Annotated in this window: 10 protein-coding genes; 4 read left to right on the plus strand and 6 right to left on the minus strand. The window is 72.3% G+C overall.

The window, feature by feature from the left end; translation table 11 throughout:
• The 3 genes from ABLE53_RS07100 to ABLE53_RS07110 all read right to left on the minus strand — a co-directional run bounded on the left by ABLE53_RS07100 (position 1) and on the right by ABLE53_RS07110 (position 2,634).
• Positions 1 to 603, minus strand: a complete 603-nt coding sequence (locus ABLE53_RS07100) for an HNH endonuclease signature motif containing protein (protein ID WP_348858062.1) — start codon at positions 601 to 603, stop codon at positions 1 to 3.
• The gene (locus ABLE53_RS07105; protein ID WP_348858063.1) at positions 600 to 1,253 is read right to left on the minus strand and encodes a DUF222 domain-containing protein; all 654 of its coding nucleotides are present in this window, start codon (positions 1,251 to 1,253) and stop codon (positions 600 to 602) included. Before ABLE53_RS07105 ends, ABLE53_RS07100 begins: the two co-directional genes overlap by 4 nt.
• A gap of 79 nt (positions 1,254 to 1,332) precedes the next feature.
• On the minus strand, positions 1,333 to 2,634 hold the full coding sequence (locus ABLE53_RS07110; protein ID WP_348858064.1) for a zinc-dependent alcohol dehydrogenase: 1,302 nt from the start codon (positions 2,632 to 2,634) through the stop codon (positions 1,333 to 1,335).
• Between the two features lie 141 nt (positions 2,635 to 2,775).
• On the opposite strand from ABLE53_RS07110, the gene ABLE53_RS07115 reads away from it, so the two are divergent.
• Both ABLE53_RS07115 and ABLE53_RS07120 read left to right on the plus strand, forming a co-directional pair.
• Positions 2,776 to 4,998 (plus strand): DUF6351 family protein, encoded by a 2,223-nt coding sequence (locus ABLE53_RS07115; protein ID WP_348858065.1) that lies wholly within the window; start codon positions 2,776 to 2,778, stop codon positions 4,996 to 4,998.
• A 76-nt stretch (positions 4,999 to 5,074) separates the two neighbouring features.
• The gene (locus tag ABLE53_RS07120; protein WP_348858066.1) at positions 5,075 to 5,809 is read left to right on the plus strand and encodes a hypothetical protein; all 735 of its coding nucleotides are present in this window, start codon (positions 5,075 to 5,077) and stop codon (positions 5,807 to 5,809) included.
• 4 nt (positions 5,810 to 5,813) lie between these two features.
• On the opposite strand, the gene treZ is transcribed toward ABLE53_RS07120, so the two are convergent.
• Genes treZ through glgX form a run of 3 tightly spaced genes read right to left on the minus strand, consistent with a single transcriptional unit; the run spans position 5,814 to position 12,176 of the window.
• On the minus strand, positions 5,814 to 7,565 hold the full coding sequence (treZ, locus tag ABLE53_RS07125; protein ID WP_348858067.1) for a malto-oligosyltrehalose trehalohydrolase: 1,752 nt from the start codon (positions 7,563 to 7,565) through the stop codon (positions 5,814 to 5,816).
• Entirely contained in the window at positions 7,562 to 9,919 is a 2,358-nt protein-coding gene (treY, locus tag ABLE53_RS07130; protein ID WP_348858068.1) for a malto-oligosyltrehalose synthase, read from the minus strand. Before treY ends, treZ begins: the two co-directional genes overlap by 4 nt.
• Before the next feature lie 52 nt (positions 9,920 to 9,971).
• Positions 9,972 to 12,176 (minus strand): glycogen debranching protein GlgX, encoded by a 2,205-nt coding sequence (gene glgX / locus ABLE53_RS07135; RefSeq protein WP_348858069.1) that lies wholly within the window; start codon positions 12,174 to 12,176, stop codon positions 9,972 to 9,974.
• 155 nt (positions 12,177 to 12,331) lie between these two features.
• On the opposite strand from glgX, the gene ABLE53_RS07140 reads away from it, so the two are divergent.
• Positions 12,332 to 13,849, plus strand: a complete 1,518-nt coding sequence (locus tag ABLE53_RS07140; RefSeq protein WP_348858070.1) for a sulfatase family protein — start codon at positions 12,332 to 12,334, stop codon at positions 13,847 to 13,849.
• A gap of 82 nt (positions 13,850 to 13,931) precedes the next feature.
• Entirely contained in the window at positions 13,932 to 15,386 is a 1,455-nt protein-coding gene (locus tag ABLE53_RS07145; RefSeq protein WP_348858071.1) for an MDR family MFS transporter, read from the plus strand.
• Positions 15,387 to 15,399 lie beyond the last annotated feature (13 nt).

Here is a 15,399-nt window from a genome sequence, read left to right on the forward strand (position 1 = left end):
CTAGGTCCGTCGGTGGAATCTCATGCTGCCGTCGGGGTGTCTTGTGAGGGCGTAGTTGGGGTTGTGGGCGAGTCGGTGGTGGTGTCGGCAGAAGAGGACGGCGTTGTTCATGTCGGAGAGGCCGCCGGTGGCCCAGGGGTGGAGGTGGTGGGCGTCGGTCCAGGGGGCGGGGATGTCGCAGCCGTCGACGGCGCAGGTCGGGTATCTGATTCGGAGGGCTTTGCGTTGGGCGGGGGTGAAGAGCCGGGTCTTGCGGCCGAGGTCCAATACCTCGCTGTGGGTGTTGAGGACGGCGGGGATGATGCCGGCGGTGCAGGCGAGCCGGCGGGCCTCGGCGGCGGAGATCTCGGTGCCGTTGACGCTGCCGCCGTCGGGGCAGGTGCCGATGGTGGCGGTGCCGAGCTCTCGGTGGAGCTGGTTGACGTCGATGGTGACGATGAGGGTGGTGGCGTCGCCGCCGTGATGGGGCAGGGTGTCGGGGTCGATCCGCTCGAGCATCTGGGTGAACGCGGTGCCGAGGAGCCGGTCGTAGGGGACGGTCTTGCCGCGTTCGGCGAGCTGGGCGAGGCGGGGTTGGGTGAAGGCGTCGAGGTAGGTCTTCAACCGGACCCCGGCCGCCCTGGGCAGCCGGCCGCGGAGGAGGACGTGCCGTCGCCGGGGTCGGTGATGGTCAGGGAGGTCCGCCGGTGGGCCCTCTCCTCCTCGGCGAGCAGTCTCTTGCCGAGCTCGGTCTCGGCGCGTTGGGGGTCGAGGACCTCGAGCAGGTGGGCGCCGACCCGGCGGAGCCGGGCCGGGTCGAGCCGTGCGGCCTCGTCGACCATCACCTGCTCGGCCTTCGCGACCTCGCCGGGGGTGAGGTCGTCGGGCAGCGCCTGGAGGGCTCGGGCGATCACGCGGGCCTGGTCGACCGAGACGGTGCCCTCGGCCAGCGCGGCGGCCAGCACCTCGTACCGGTCGAGTGCTTTGGCGAGCGTGAGGTCGGCGCGAGCGGCGCGGTGGTCGGCACGCAGGGCGTCGGCCCACCAGGCGCCCACATCTCGGGCGCCGGTCTGCTCGGCGACCGGCCCGGCGGCGGCCATCATCCGCAGCCGGAGTGCGGTGGTCTGGACCTCGAGGGCGCCCACCTCCCGCAGTGTCGCCTCGACCTCGTCGGGGCGCGGGAACAGTCCGGTGAGGTGGGCGGCGCGGGCGACCTCGCGGCGGGCGTGCCGCACCGAGGCGAGCACCGCCGGCACCGGCGTCAACTCGGCCATGACACACCTCCTCGACCACGAGACCGGTTTCGATCGGGTGTTCCCAAAGCTAGCGCCAGCCACCGACACTCCTGAGGCCTCACTCGACGACGATCGTCTTCGTCGCCTCGCCGCGCAGGTGCTCGGCGATCGCCCGGTCGGCGGTGTCGAGCGAGCCGAGGTGCGAGGTGACGCGCGACGGGTCGAGAGCACCGGAGGAGATCAGGTCGAGCACGGCGGGGATGTTGGCCCGAGCGTGCGAGCGCGCGAGGTGGTACGTGATGTTGCGGCCGTACATCGCCGCGGTGGGAAACCTCGTGTGGGCGCGCAGCGAGGCCGCCGAGACACAGACGCCGTCGGGAGCGGTCTTGTCGATCGCGGCCGCCAGGCCGCGGGCGGTGGCGCTGGCCTCGTACACCAGCGGCATCGGCGGCAGGCCGCGCAGCTCGCGCGGAGGGTGGGGAATCAGGCCGAGCGCCTCGGCGTGGCGGCGTACGTGCTCGCGGCGGTCGACGAGGTGGACCCGGCGGGCGCCGAGCGCCCTGGCCGTGAGGCCGGCGTACAGCGCGGCGCTCGCGGACAGCGGCAGCCCGCGGCCGAGCTCGGTGAGCAGGAGTACGTCGGTGTCGGGCTCGCGCGCCAGGATCCCGGGCAGGTGCGGGGCGATGCAGCGGTAGCCGTCGGTGACGTTGTCGGCGACGGAGGCCGCCGTGGCCGGCTCGATGCCGTCCGGGAGCGGCACGAGCATGCCGTCGGCGTACGGCACGGTGACGAGGTCGGCCAGGACGCCGCCCCAGTGGCCGCCGATGACGCCGAAGCCGTACATCGAGATCGGCGGCACCGTGGCGCAGTTCCCGGTCAGCCCCGCCCGGCACCGCTCGCAGGTGCCGCAGCTGATCTGGAAGGGCACGACGACGCGGTCCCCGGGGCGGACCGACGTGACCCGCTCGCCGACTTCCGTGACCTCGGCAACGCACTCGTGGCCGAACCGGAACGGAAGCACGAACGGCGTCATGCCCAGTCCCATCGCCCGGTCGAGGTCGCAGGTGGCCACCGCGACGGGGTGCACCACCGCCGCGTCCGGCCCGGGGCTCGGCGGTGCCGGCACGTCGCGCCAGCGCAGCCGGCCACCCGGGTAGGCCATCAGTGCGCGCATCCGTCGGAGAGGCCGGCGCCGTCGCGCCAGCCCCTGCGCCGCGGCCTCCCGCAGGCGCCCGGCCCGTCGCCCGGCGGCCCGCTCGAGCGCCACCCGCGCCGCCGGCACGGCCGCCGGGGACGTCGCGACACCCGCCAGGTGGCGCACCCAGCCGCGCGGCCGGTATCGCTCCTCGGTCGGATAGCCGTACGCCGGGTGGACCGGCCGTGCCGCGGGCGTCGACTCCCCGATGCCGGTGTCGGTCATCGCTGCCTCCTCGGTCCAGGGGTCGGCTCTCAGACTAGGCACGCCTCCTTTGTGCGCACCGCCCCTTTACCTTGCCGCGCGCGGGTCGCTAGCGTGCGACCAAGATGTGACGCCGGTCACATCCCGGGGCGGGAGGTCGCGATGGGTCTACGGGTCACGTCAGGAGTACGCCGGGGCGCCGTCGCCCTCGCGCTCGGGGCGCTCGTCCTGGCCGGGGCGGTCACCGCGCCGGCGTACGCAGCGCCGCCGGGGAGCGCCGCTCACGCGAAGGCCGGACCCGCGAAGGGGGCAACGAAGAGCAGGACGCCCCACCGGCTGACGCTGACGTCGCTCTCCAACCCGCGCCCGCAGCTGGTCAGCGGCGGCGACGTGCTGGCGAGCGTCGAACTGCCCGCCGGCGTACGCGGCCCGCAGGTGCGCGTCGCGCTCAACGGCCACGACGTCACCCGCTCGTTCGTGCCGCAGGACGACGGCACCCTGGTCGGCCTGGTCACCGGCCTCCGGGCCGGGACCAACTGGCTGACCGCCACCGCTCGCGGGCGCGGGTCTGCGCACCTGCTCGTCGTCGACCACTCGATCGACGGGCCGGTCATCTCCGGCAGGCGGCAGGCGCCGTACTACTGCCAGACGACCGCCTTCGGGCTGCCCGCGGCGACACCGCCGACGTGCAGCGTGCCGACGCAGGTCAGCTACGAGTACTACTCGACCGACAAGACCTTCAAGCCGCTCGCCGACCCGACGAGCCCGCCCGCCGACCTCGCGACCGCGACCGTCGACGGGCAGCAGGTGCCTTACATCGTCCGCCTCGAGCAGGGCACCATCGACCGCGCGGTCTATCAGATCGCCGCGCTGTACGACGGCTCCGACCCCTCGCCGACGGCGCCCGAGACGGGATGGAACGACCGGCTCGTCTACACCTTCGGCGGCGGCTGCAACTCCGGCTACCGCCAGGGCACCACCACCGGCGGCGTCCTCGACGACCGCTTCCTGTCGAAGGGGTACGCCGTCGCCTCGTCCACGCTCAACGTCCTGGACCAGAACTGCAGCACGGTCATCTCCGCCGAGGCGGCGATGATGGTCAAGGAGCACTTCGCGGAGACGTACGGCGCCCCCCTGTTCACCATGGGGTGGGGCGGCTCCGGCGGCGCGATCCAGCAGTACACCATCGCCGACGCCTACCCCGGCATCCTCGACGGCATCGTGCCGGGCATCTCCTTCCCCGATGCGCTCACGACCCTCGGACCGGTGACCGACTGCCGGCTGCTCAACACCTTCTTCGCCGGCGACGGCTCGGACTTCACGGCCGCGCAGCGGAGGGCGGTCGCGGGCTACAACGCCTACTCCACATGCACCTCGTGGGACGCCTCCTTCGCCAACCGGATCACCGCGACCGACAGCTGCGACCCGGTCATCCCGGAGGACGTCCGCTGGGATCCCGTCACCAACCCCGACGGCGTCATCTGCAACGCCTCGATGCAGATGATCAACCAGATCGGCACCGACCCGGACACCGGCTTCCCGAACATGACGCTCGACAACGTCGGGGTCCAGTACGGCCTGCAGGCGCTCCGGGACGGCGTCATCACACCCGAGCAGTTCGTGCGGCTCAACGCGAGCATCGGCGGCTTCGACTACACCGGGAAGGCGGTGCCGCAGCGGACCGTCGCGAGCACCCGCGGCCTGCGGGCGGCGTACGCCGACGGGCTCGCCTCGTACGGCTCGCAGGGCCTCCGTGACACGGCGATCATCGACCACCGGCAGGACCTCGACTCCGCCGGCAGCCTGTACGACATCCACACCACCGAGTGGTCGTACGTCACCAGGGCGCGGCTGCTTGCCCGCAACGGCACCGCCGCCAACCAGGTGATCATCGAGTCCCAGCCGACGGCCGACCAGTCGGTGGCGGCGGACTCGTACATCCTCGACGAGATGGACGCCTGGCTCACCCGGGTGAAGGCCGACCCGAGCAGGCTGCCGTTGTCGGCGAAGGTCGTGAAGGACCGGCCCGGCACCCTCTCCGACGGCTGCTTCCTCTCCGCGACCCAGCTCGTCCACCAGGACCTCACCTACCCCGCGACCGGGGCGTGCGCCGCGGCGTACCCGGTCGCCTCCAACCCGCGCCTGGTCGCCGGGCAGGGGCTGATGATGGACCAGCTCAAGTGCCGGCTGACGCCGCTGCGCCGTTCGGCGTACCCGGTCTCGTTCACCGACGACCAGTGGGCCCGGCTGCAGGCGGCGTTCCCGACCGGTGTCTGCGACTACCGGCTCCCGGGCGTCGGGGAGCGCGCGCCGATCGCGCCGTGGCTGAGCTACGGCAGCGACCCCGACGCCGTCCACGGGCCCGTGCCGGTGCGGGCGCCCTGAGGGCGTCTCCGAACCCACCGTCGGGACGCCCGCCGAGGTGGCCCGGAACGGGCGACCGGTCTGCCACGATGGGCCCATGCTGCGCGCGCCTGCCCGCCCGGCCGTCGCCGCCGGCCTGCTGGTCCTGGTGCTCGCCGTCACCAGCTGCAGCGACGAGAGCCAGGACGGCGACACGCTGGAGCACGCGCGGGACTACGCCAGCCAGGACGGCGCCGCGATCGCCGAGGACGCGCGGGCGGCGATGGCCGCGCTGACGACGGTGCACGTGTCGGGGAGCATCCGGCAGGGCGAGAACACCATCGCGCTCGACCTGTCCGCCTCCAGGAGTGGCAGGTGCGTCGGGACGATCGGCATCGACGACGGCAGCATCGAGCTGCGCAGCGTGGGTGGCCGGGCGTGGTACCGCGCCGACGACGCCTTCTGGAGGCTCGAGCTCGGCGCGAAGGCGGCGAGGATCAGCAGGGCCGTCCGGGGCCGGTGGGTCGTGCTCTCCGGCCAGCTCGCGGCACTCCGCTCGTTCTGCCGGATCGGCAGCCTGGTCGGCCAGACGCTCAGCGGCAAGGCCACGATCCGGAGCACCGGCGCGGCCATGGACGGGGCGACGCCGACCGCGCTGCTCTCCGTCGCGCGCTCCGGGGTGACCAGCACGGCGTACGTCCGCGCCGCCGAGCCCCACCACCTGCTCAAGGTCATCCGCGGCACGCCGGCCCACAACACCGGCGAGCTCGACTTCTCCGACTTCGACGCGAGGTTCCAGGTCGCCGCGCCCGGTCGGCGGGACGTCTTCAGGCCCCGCCCGGCCACGAAGTAGCGGCTCAGCGCACCATGGCACCCGCGTGGGCGGGCAGGCGGAGCTCGCCGCCGTCGAGGCGTACGCCGTCGCCGGTCGCGAAGAGCAGCTCGCCCTCGGTCGTCGGCACCGTGGCCGGCCGGTCGCCGAAGTTGACCGCGACGAGCACGTCGCCGCGGCGCAGCGTGAAGAGCCGGGAGTCCTCGTCGGCGGTGCAGCGGACGTGGCCGAACGACGGGTCGGTGAGCTCCGGGAGCGTACGCCGCAGCTCGGCCAGCCGGCGGTAGACCGCGAGCATCCGGCTGCCCCGCCCGCGCTCGGCCTCGCCCCAGTCCAGCTTGGAGCGGGCGAAGGTCTCCGGGTCCTGCGGGTCCGGCACCTCGTCGGCGTCCCAGCCGTGCTCGGCGAACTCCTTGATCCGGCCCTCCGCGGTCGCCCTCCCGAGATCGGGCTCGGGGTGCGAGGTGAAGAACTGGAACGGCGTCGACGCCGCCCACTCCTCGCCCTGGAACAGCATCGGCGTGAACGGCCCCGCCAGCGTGAGCAGTGCAGCACACGCGAGCTGGTCGTCGTCGAGGTGCGCGGTCAGCCGGTCGCCCACGGCGCGGTTGCCGACCTGGTCGTGGTTCTGGTTGGCGACCACCAGTCGCCAGGTGGGCATCGTCGCGGTGTCGATCGGGCGGCCGTGGTCGCGCCCGCGGAAGGAGGAGTAGGTGCCGTCGTGGAAGAAGCCCCGCTCGCACACCTTCGCCAGGGCGCCGAGCGGCGCGAAGTCGGCGTAGTAGCCCTGCGTCTCCCCGGTCAGCGCGACGTGGAGCGCGTGGTGGAAGTCGTCGCTCCACTGCGCGTCCAGGCCGTAGCCGCCGGCCTCCCGCGGAGTGACCAGCCGCGCGTCGTTGAGGTCCGACTCCGCGATCAGGGTCAGCGGGCGGCGCTGGTGGGCCGAGAGGGCCGCCACCTCGACGGCCATCTCCTCGAGCAGGTGGACTGGTGAGGAGTCCGACAGTGCGTGCACGGCGTCGAGCCGGAGGCCGTCGACGTGGTAGTCGGCCAGCCACATCCTGACGTTGTCGAGGATGCAGCGGCGGACCTCCGCCGACCCCTCGCCGTCGAGGTTGACCAGGTCGCCCCAGGTGTTGGCGCCCTCCTTGAGGTAGGGCCCGAAGAGCGGCAGGTAGTTGCCCGACGGCCCGAGGTGGTTGTAGACGACGTCCTGGATCACGCCGAGACCGGCCACGTGGCAGGCGTCGACGAACCGCTGGTAGGCCGGCGGGCCGCCGTACGGCTCGTGGACGGCGCTCCACAGGACGCCGTCGTAGCCCCAGTTGTGGACTCCGTTGACTGCGTTGACCGGGAGCAGTTCGACCAGGTCGATCCCGATGCTGCGCAGGTGGTCGAGCCGGCCGATCGCCGCGTCGAGAGTGCCCTCGGGCGTGAACGTGCCGACATGGAGCTCGTAGACCACCGACCCGGCCAGCTGCCGCCCGGTCCAGGCGTCGTCGTGCCAGGTGAACGAGGCGGGGTCGTGGGTTCGCGAGCGCTGGTGGACACCCGCCGGCTGGCGCCGCGACCGAGGGTCGGGTCGGGGCGTGTCCTCATCATCGATCAGATAGCCGTAGTCGACCTCCAGGGAGGGATCGGGGACGGGGCCGTCCGGACTCCACCAGTCGTCCGGGCCCTTGCTCATCGGCACGATCTCGTCGCCCACCGATAACGCGATCCGTGAAGCCCGCGGGGCCCACACGTCGTACGGGCCGCGCTCCACCGGCCGGGTCATCGCTGCGTCCTCACGAGCAGCGCGACCGGGTACGCCGCCAGCAGCTGCCCCACCTCGCCGGTCGTGGTCTCGGCGCCGGTGAGCTCGTCGCGCCACCGGCCGGGCGGGAGGTCGAGCCGGGTGTCGGCCCAGCCGCCGCCCGCGGCGAGCCCGACGGGCAGCCGGGTGGCGACGGCGAGCGCGCCGCCGCGGTCGAAGGCGAGCACGTGGCCGGCCGCGTGGCCGACCGCCCGCACGGGCGTGTAGTCGGTGAACAGCTCCGGTCGGTCCCGCCGCAGGGTCAGCGCCCGGTGGGTCAGCAGCAGCTTGGCGGCGCCGACGTCGTCGGCGGACGCGGTGAGCGGCACGCTCGCCCCGTCGTCGACGGCCCCGAGGAGTGCCTCCCGCTGGTCGAGGTCGACCGGCCGCCGGTTGTCGGGGTCGACGAGGCTCTGCTCCCACAGCTCGCTGCCCTGGTAGACGTCCGGCACCCCCGGCATCGTCAGGGCGACCAGCTTCGCGGCGAGCGCGTTGGACCAGCCCGGCGCGACGATCCGGGCGAGCAGCTCGGCGAAGACCGCGCGCACCGGCTCCTCGTCGTACAGCGCGTCGACGAACCGGTGCACCGCTGCCTCGTAGCTCGCGTCGATCTCGGTCCAGGTGGTGTGCTCGCCCGCCTCGCGCATCGCCTTCTCGGCGTAGGCGTGCAGCCGCTCGCGGGCGAGCGGCCAGGCACCCAGCGCCGCCTGCACCAGCAGCGACCCGAAGCCGCCGTCCATCGACCGGGCGGGCACGGGCGCGAGGGTCAGCAGCTCCAGCAGGTGCCCGGCCCAGACGTCCGGGATCTCGGCCAGCACCGCGATCCGGGCGCGGACGTCCTCGCCGCGCTTGGTGTCGTGGGTGGAGGTGGTCGTCATCGCGTGCGGCCACTCCCGCTGGCGCCGCGCCATCGTGTCGTGGAAGCCGGCCACGTCGACGGAGAAGACCGACGGGTCGCCGCCGACCTCGTTGAGCGAGGTGAGCCGGGACCAGCGGTAGAACGAGCAGTCCTCGACGCCCTTGGCCATCACCATGCCGCTGGTCTGCTGGAAGCGCTTCGCCGCCGCCAGGTCCGGGTCCGAGAGCCACGGCTCGAGGTCGTCGAAGGTGCCGGCCAGATCCGGCCGGGACGCCCGCGCGGCCGCGAAGGCCTCGTCGAGGTGGTCGCGGCCCTCGGGGAGGTAGGAGCGGTAGACAGGGAAGCAGGCGAGCAGCTCGGCCACGGCGTCCTCGGCCCGGAAGGCGGGCAGGAGCGGGTCGTGCCGGCGCAGGTCTCGGACGATCCGCTTGACCTCCGAGCGGAGGATCCCGTCGGCGACCTCGCGCTTGCGGTCGCGGACCATCGCAGCCCAGTCGACCGGCGCGCCGCGCAGCCTCGTCTCGAGGTCGTCGAGCGGCTTCTCCCCGGCCGGGTCGGTGAGCACCCGGTCGATCGCCGCGAGGGCGTCGTAGCCCGTCGTCCCGGCCGTCGCCCACGAGTGCGGCAGGTCCTCGCCGGACTCGAGGATCTTCTCCACCAGGACATAGGCGCCGCCGGTCAGGCCGCGCAGGTCGTCGAGGTAGCGCTGCGGGTCGCGCAGCCCGTCGGGGTGGTCCACCCGGAGCCCGTCGACCAGGCCCTCGCGGAACCACCGGCCGATCTCGGCGTGCGTCTCGGCGAAGACCTCGGGCTCCTCGACGCGTACGGCGGCGAGGGTGTTCACGGCGAAGAACCGGCGGTAGTTGAGCTCGTCGTCGGCGTGGTGCCAGTTGACCAGCTCGTAGTGCTGCCGGGCGTGGACCGTCTGTGCATCCGCCCCGTCGTCGGCCGTCCCGGGCGCGATCGGGTAGACGTTGTCGTGGTAGGCGAGGACGGGCTCCTCGCCCTCGTCCCGGACGACCGCGAGGTGGGCGATCGGGCCGCCGCCGACCGGCTGGTCGTCGTCGCCGACCACCGGGATCCGCAGCCGGCCGTGGCCCGCGTCCCAGTCCACGTCGAAGACCGCGGCGTGCTCGGCCTCCCGGCCGTGCTTGAGCACGTCCCACCACCACGGGTCCTCCCGCGGCGTCGCGACCCCGACGTGGTTGGGCACGATGTCGACCAGCACGCCCAGCCCGAGCCGGTGCGCCTCCGCGGCCAGGGCCGCGAGCCCGGCGCCCCCGCCGCGCGACTCGTCGACCTGGTCGTGCGCCACGACGTCGTACCCGTGGTCGCTGCCGGGCTCCGCGGCGAGCAGGGGCGAGAGGTAGACCCAGTCGGCGCCGAGCCGGTGGAGGTACGGCAGCCGCCGAGTGGCCTCGTGGAGGTCGAACCCCGCCGTGATCTGCAACCGGTAGGTGCTGGTCGGGATCCTCATCGTGCTCCCCGTCGGTCGGCTCGGTGTCGGTGGGCTCGGTGGACTCGGTCGGTCACTTCGTCCTGGACAGCGCCGCCACGGAGGCCGCGACGGAGTGGTCGGGCTCGGCCTCGGCGTCGCGGTGCTCACGGAGTACGACGACGGAGCCGGCCTCCAGCCGACAGACGGACCCGGCCTCGAGCGGCTCGCGGTCCTCGGCGGAGGCGCCGGTGTCGATCACGACGTCCCAGCCGGCGGCGTACTCGTCGGACGGCAGCGTCACGTCCGTCTCGCCGTCGGCGTTGAAGTAGAGCAGGAAGTGGTCGTCGTACACCCGCTGGCCGCGGAGGTCGGTGCCGGCGATGCCCTGGCCGTTGAGGTACATCCCGATCACCTGGTCGGCCTTCGCGTCCGACCAGTCGGCCTCCTCCATCGGTGCGCCGGTCGGGTCGAGCCAGACGATGTCGTTGAGCCGGTCGCCCTCGCCGCCGGGGATCGGCGTGCGGACCGTCGTACCGGCGAAGAACCGGCGCCGCCGGAAGGTCGGGTGGGCCCGGCGCAGCCTGATCAGCGCCGCGGTGAACTCGATGAGCGGCTTGTCGGCCTCGTCCCAGTGCACCCACGAGAGCTCGTTGTCCTGGGCGTAGACGTTGTTGTTGCCCTGCTGCGTCCGGCCGAGCTCGTCGCCGTGCAGGATCATCGGCACGCCCTGGCTGAGCAGCAGCGTCGCGAGGAAGTTGCGCTGCGCCTTGGCCCGCTCCGCGAGGATCTCCGGGTCGTCGGTCGACCCCTCGACACCGTGGTTGAACGAGCGGTTGAAGCTCTCGCCGTCCTTGTTGTCCTCGCCGTTGGCCTCGTTGTGCTTGTCGTTGTACGACACCAGGTCGCACAGCGTGAACCCGTCGTGGGCGGTCACGAAGTTGATCGAGGCGAACGGCCGGCGGCCGGAGTGCTCGTACAGGTCGGAGGACCCGGCCAGCCGCGAGGCGAACTCGCCGAGCGCCGGCTCGCCGCGCCAGAAGTCGCGGACGGTGTCGCGGTACTTGCCGTTCCACTCCGTCCACTGCGGAGGGAACCCGCCGACCTGGTATCCGCCCGGGCCGACGTCCCACGGCTCCGCGATGAGCTTCACCTGCGAGACGACCGGGTCCTGCTGCACGAGCTCGAAGAAGCTGGCCAGCCGGTCGACGTCGTAGAACTCCCGCGCCAGCGTCGCCGCGAGGTCGAAGCGGAACCCGTCGACGTGCATCTCCGTCACCCAGTACCGCAGCGAGTCCATGATCAGCTGCAGCGAGTGGGGATGGCGCACGTTGAGGCTGTTCCCGGTGCCGGTGTAGTCCATGTAGTACTGCTGGTCGTCCTCGACGAGCCGGTAGTACGCCGGGTTGTCGATCCCCTTGAACGACAGCGTCGGGCCGAGGTGGTTGCCCTCCGCGGTGTGGTTGTAGACCACGTCGAGGATCACCTCGATCCCGGCGGTGTGCAGGGTCTTCACCATCTGCTTGAACTCCTGCACGTGCTGCCCCGGCGCGTGCTGGCTGGCGTACCCGGCGTACGGCGCGAAGAAGCCGAGCGTGTTGTAGCCCCAGTAGTTGCGCAGCCCCTTCTCCAGCAGCGTGTTGTCCTGCACGAACTGGTGGACGGGCATCAGCTCGATCGTGGTCACCCCGAGCTTGGTGAGGTGCTCGATGATCGCGGGGTGCGCGAGGCCGGCGTACGTCCCGCGGAGCTCCTCGGGTACGTCGGGGTGGAGCTGCGTCAGGCCCTTGACGTGCGCCTCGTAGATGACCGACTCGTTGTAGGGGTAGCGGGGCCGCCGGTCGCCCTCCCAGTCGAAGAACGGGTTGACCACGACGCCGTGCATCATGTGCGACGCCGAGTCGTCGTCGTTGCGCTTGTCCGGCGAGCCGAACTCGTAGCCGAAGAGGCTCTGGTCCCAGTCGATCTCGCCGACGGTGGCCTTGGCGTACGGGTCGAGGAGCAGCTTGTTGGGGTTGCAGCGCAGCCCCTGCTTCGGGTCCCAGGGGCCGTGGACGCGATAGCCGTAGCGCTGTCCCGGCTGTACGGCGGGCAGGTAGCAGTGCCACACGTAGGCGTCGACCTCGGTCAGCTCGATCCGCTGCTCGGCCACACCGCCCTGGCCGCCCTTGCCGTCCGAGATCGGGTCGAGCAGGCAGAGCTCGATCTTCTCGGCCACCTCGCTGAAGATCGCGAAGTTGGTGCCGCTGCCGTCGAACGTCGACCCGAGCGGGTACGGCGTGCCGGGCCAGATCTCCATCGCATCCCCTTCGGGCGTCTCACTCGGTCGGGTCGTTGGATCGATCAAAGCACGGTCGGCCACATCCGCGCAGTACCCCGTGATGCTCGCGACACACCCCCGCCACATCCCGGACGGTCCACATTGTCTGTTTGTCGAGTAATTAAGTTGGGTTAATGCAGAATACGACGAACCACCGGATCCCAGGATCCGCTCTCGGGGTGCTCGTCATCCTCGTCGCCGCCGCCGTCGCCGCCGGCCCCACCATCCTCGGTCCGGGCCGGCTGCCGGGCGGCGTGAGCCTGGCCGCGGCGGCGGTCGGTGACCGACCCAACATCGTGCTCGTCCTCACCGACGACATGCGCAAGGACGATCTGCGGTGGATGCCGAAGACCAGGCGCCTGATCGGCGGCCGGGGCACGACGTTCACCCGGGCGGTGGCACCCAACCCGCTGTGCTGCCCGTCCCGCGCGGAGCTCGTCACGGCGACGTACACCCACAACAACGGGGTCCACTCCAACGGCGGGCAGTGGGGCGGCTTCCACGCCCTGAGGCAGCCGGACGACAACCTCGGCGTCTGGCTGCAGCAGGCCGGCTACCGGACGGCCTACGTCGGGAAGTACCTCAACGGCTGGTCCCTCGACGACGGGATCCCGAAGGGGTGGACCCACTTCGACGGCACGACGAAGTGGGTCTACGAGTACACCCGGTACCGGTTCGCCAACGACGGTCGTAACAACGTCGGCTACCGGACGATCGGCCGCGACGCCCAGGGCCGAAGCTACATCACCCGCGCGATGACGACGATCATGAACCGCTGGGTCGACGGGTTCACGGCCGAGAAGCGGCCGTTCTTCCTCTTCGACTCCGTGCTCGCGCCGCACATGACCGCCTGGGAGGCCAGCGGGAAGGCGGCGCCGGCGACGCCGGAGCCGCGCTACGCCGACCTGTACGCCGGCGCGGTGAACCCGGCGACCCGCTCGCGGGCCTACCGCGATCCCCGGGTCGGCGACGTCCCGCGCGAGGCGCGGTTGCCCCGTAACCTGCCGAGCAGCTACCACCGGCGGATGTTCCTCGGCCGCATCCGGGCGCTGCGCTCGGTCGACGACCACGTCGCGAGGATCGCGGCCCGGCTCAAGGCCCGCGGAGTCCTTCGCAACACCGTCTTCGTGTTCACCTCCGACAACGGCTTCATGAACGGTGAGCACCGCTACTCCAACAAGCTGCTGCCCTACCGCGAGTCGCTGAGCGTGCCGCTGCTCATCGCCGGGCCGGGCTTCCGGCACCGGCGTACCGCCCGCCCGGTGACGCTCGTCGACCTCGCCTCCACGATCGTCGACCTCGCCGGCGCCACGCCCGGACGTCGTACCGACGGCCGATCGTTCCTCGGTCGGCTGGGCCGGCAGAAGCCGCGACCCATCCCCATCGAGGGCGACGTCGCCAAGGCGATCCACCAGCACCCGTGGGGCTGGCGCGGCGTGCTGTGGGGCCGCTACACCTACGCGCGCTACTGGGCCGGTGGCGAGGAGCTGTACGACACGAGGAGGGACCCGTGGCAGGCCGAGAACCTCGTACGCCGGCCGCGCTACCGCGCGGTGCTCACCAGGCTGCGCACCGTCTTCCGCCGGCTGCGCGACTGCCGTGGCCAGCAGCAGTGCAACCCGGCAGCGAGGACGCCGCCGGCACCGCGCTGAGGTGGCGGGAATGAACCCGCGATCGTGAGCCTTGCTAAGGGACGTGACCTCTGCGCCGCCCCCCAGCATCACCCGAGCCTCCGTGGGACTGCGCAGCGAGCGCGGGCCGATCCTGCTCTCGGCGATGCTGGCGACCGGCCTGGTCGCGATCGACTCCACGATCCTGGCGACGGCCGTGCCGAGCATCGTCGACGACCTCGGTGGCTTCACCGAGTTCCCGTGGCTGTTCTCGGTCTACCTGCTCGCGCAGGCGGTGACCGTGCCGATCTACGGCAAGATCTCCGACCTGATCGGCCGCAAGCCGGTCATGCTGCTCGGGATCACGCTCTTCGTCGCCGGGTCGGTGCTCTGCGGGTTCGCGTGGGGGATGGGGGCGCTCATCGTGTTCCGCGCGGTCCAGGGGCTGGGCGCCGGCGCCGTGCAGCCGATGTCGATGACGATCGTCGGCGACATCTACTCCATGCAGGAGCGGGCGAAGGTCCAGGGCTACATCGCGTCGGTCTGGGCGATCTCCTCGCTGGTCGGGCCGACGCTCGGCGGCGCCTTCTCGGAGTACCTCTCCTGGCGGGCGATCTTCTTCGTCAACGTCCCGCTCGGGTTCATCGCGTTCTGGATGCTGCGCAGCCGCTTCCAGGAGCGGGTCACCCGTCGGCGTACGACCGTCGACTGGCCGGGCGCGCTCTTCCTCACCGCCGGCGGGATCCTGCTCCTGCTCGCCCTGCTCGAGGGCGGCCAGCGCTGGGCCTGGGACTCGGCCACCTCGATCACGCTCTTCGTGGTCGCCGTGGCGTCCCTCGCCTCCTTCGCGTACGTCGAGACCCGCGCCGCCGACCCGGTGCTGCCGCTGTGGGTCTTCCGCCACCGCACCCTCAACGCGGGCAACCTCGGCAGCCTGGTCGTCGGCTGCGTGATGCTCGGGCTGTCGTCGTACGTCCCGCTCTTCGGTGAGCAGGTGCTCGGCCACGGCGCCGTCGTCGCGGGCCTGGCGCTCGCGGCGATGACCCTCGGCTGGCCGATCGCGGCGTCGCAGTCCGGGCGGATCTACCTGGGCGCCGGCTTCCGCGCGGCCGTGATGCTCGGCGCGGTGCTCGCCGTCGCCGGCAGCCTGCTGCTTCTGACGGTCGACGGCGGCTCGGCGATCTGGCAGGTCGCGCTGCCGTGCCTGGTCATCGGCCTGGGCTTCGGCTTCTCCGTCAGCCCCGGCGTGGTCGCCGCGCAGTCCAGCGTCGCCTGGCAGAGCCGCGGCGTCGCCACCGGCGCCAACATGTTCGCCCGCTCGGTCGGCTCGGCGGTCGGCGTCGCGATCTTCGGCGCGGTCGCCAACGGGGTCGTCGCCGACCGGCTCGGCGGCCGGGTGCCCGCCCTGGAGCAGCTCGGCGCCGGCGTACTCGAGCCCGCCCTGCACACCGTCTTCGTGGTGGGGGCGGGGATCTCGCTCCTCCTCTTCGTGTCCTCGGCGCTGATGCCCTCGCGGGTCACCCCGCCCGTCGGGCGGGCGTCCGAGGCGGCCCCGGCCGCCGCGGTTACGGATCAGTAACTTCGCGCCTACA

The sequence above is a fragment of the Nocardioides asiaticus genome (assembly GCF_040049175.1).
GTDB classification, from domain to species: Bacteria; Actinomycetota; Actinomycetes; order Propionibacteriales; family Nocardioidaceae; genus Nocardioides; species Nocardioides cheoyonin.

Coding starts and splice junctions, on each gene's coding strand:
- ABLE53_RS07105 (WP_348858063.1), bottom strand. CDS start 1,253: ATGGCCGAGTTGACGCCGGTGCCGGCGGTGCTCGCCTCGGTGCGGCAC.
- ABLE53_RS07110 (WP_348858064.1), bottom strand. CDS start 2,634: ATGACCGACACCGGCATCGGGGAGTCGACGCCCGCGGCACGGCCGGTC.
- ABLE53_RS07115 (WP_348858065.1), top strand. CDS start 2,776: ATGGGTCTACGGGTCACGTCAGGAGTACGCCGGGGCGCCGTCGCCCTC.
- ABLE53_RS07120 (WP_348858066.1), top strand. CDS start 5,075: ATGCTGCGCGCGCCTGCCCGCCCGGCCGTCGCCGCCGGCCTGCTGGTC.
- treZ (WP_348858067.1), bottom strand. CDS start 7,565: ATGACCCGGCCGGTGGAGCGCGGCCCGTACGACGTGTGGGCCCCGCGG.
- treY (WP_348858068.1), bottom strand. CDS start 9,919: ATGAGGATCCCGACCAGCACCTACCGGTTGCAGATCACGGCGGGGTTC.
- glgX (WP_348858069.1), bottom strand. CDS start 12,176: ATGGAGATCTGGCCCGGCACGCCGTACCCGCTCGGGTCGACGTTCGAC.
- ABLE53_RS07140 (WP_348858070.1), top strand. CDS start 12,332: ATGCAGAATACGACGAACCACCGGATCCCAGGATCCGCTCTCGGGGTG.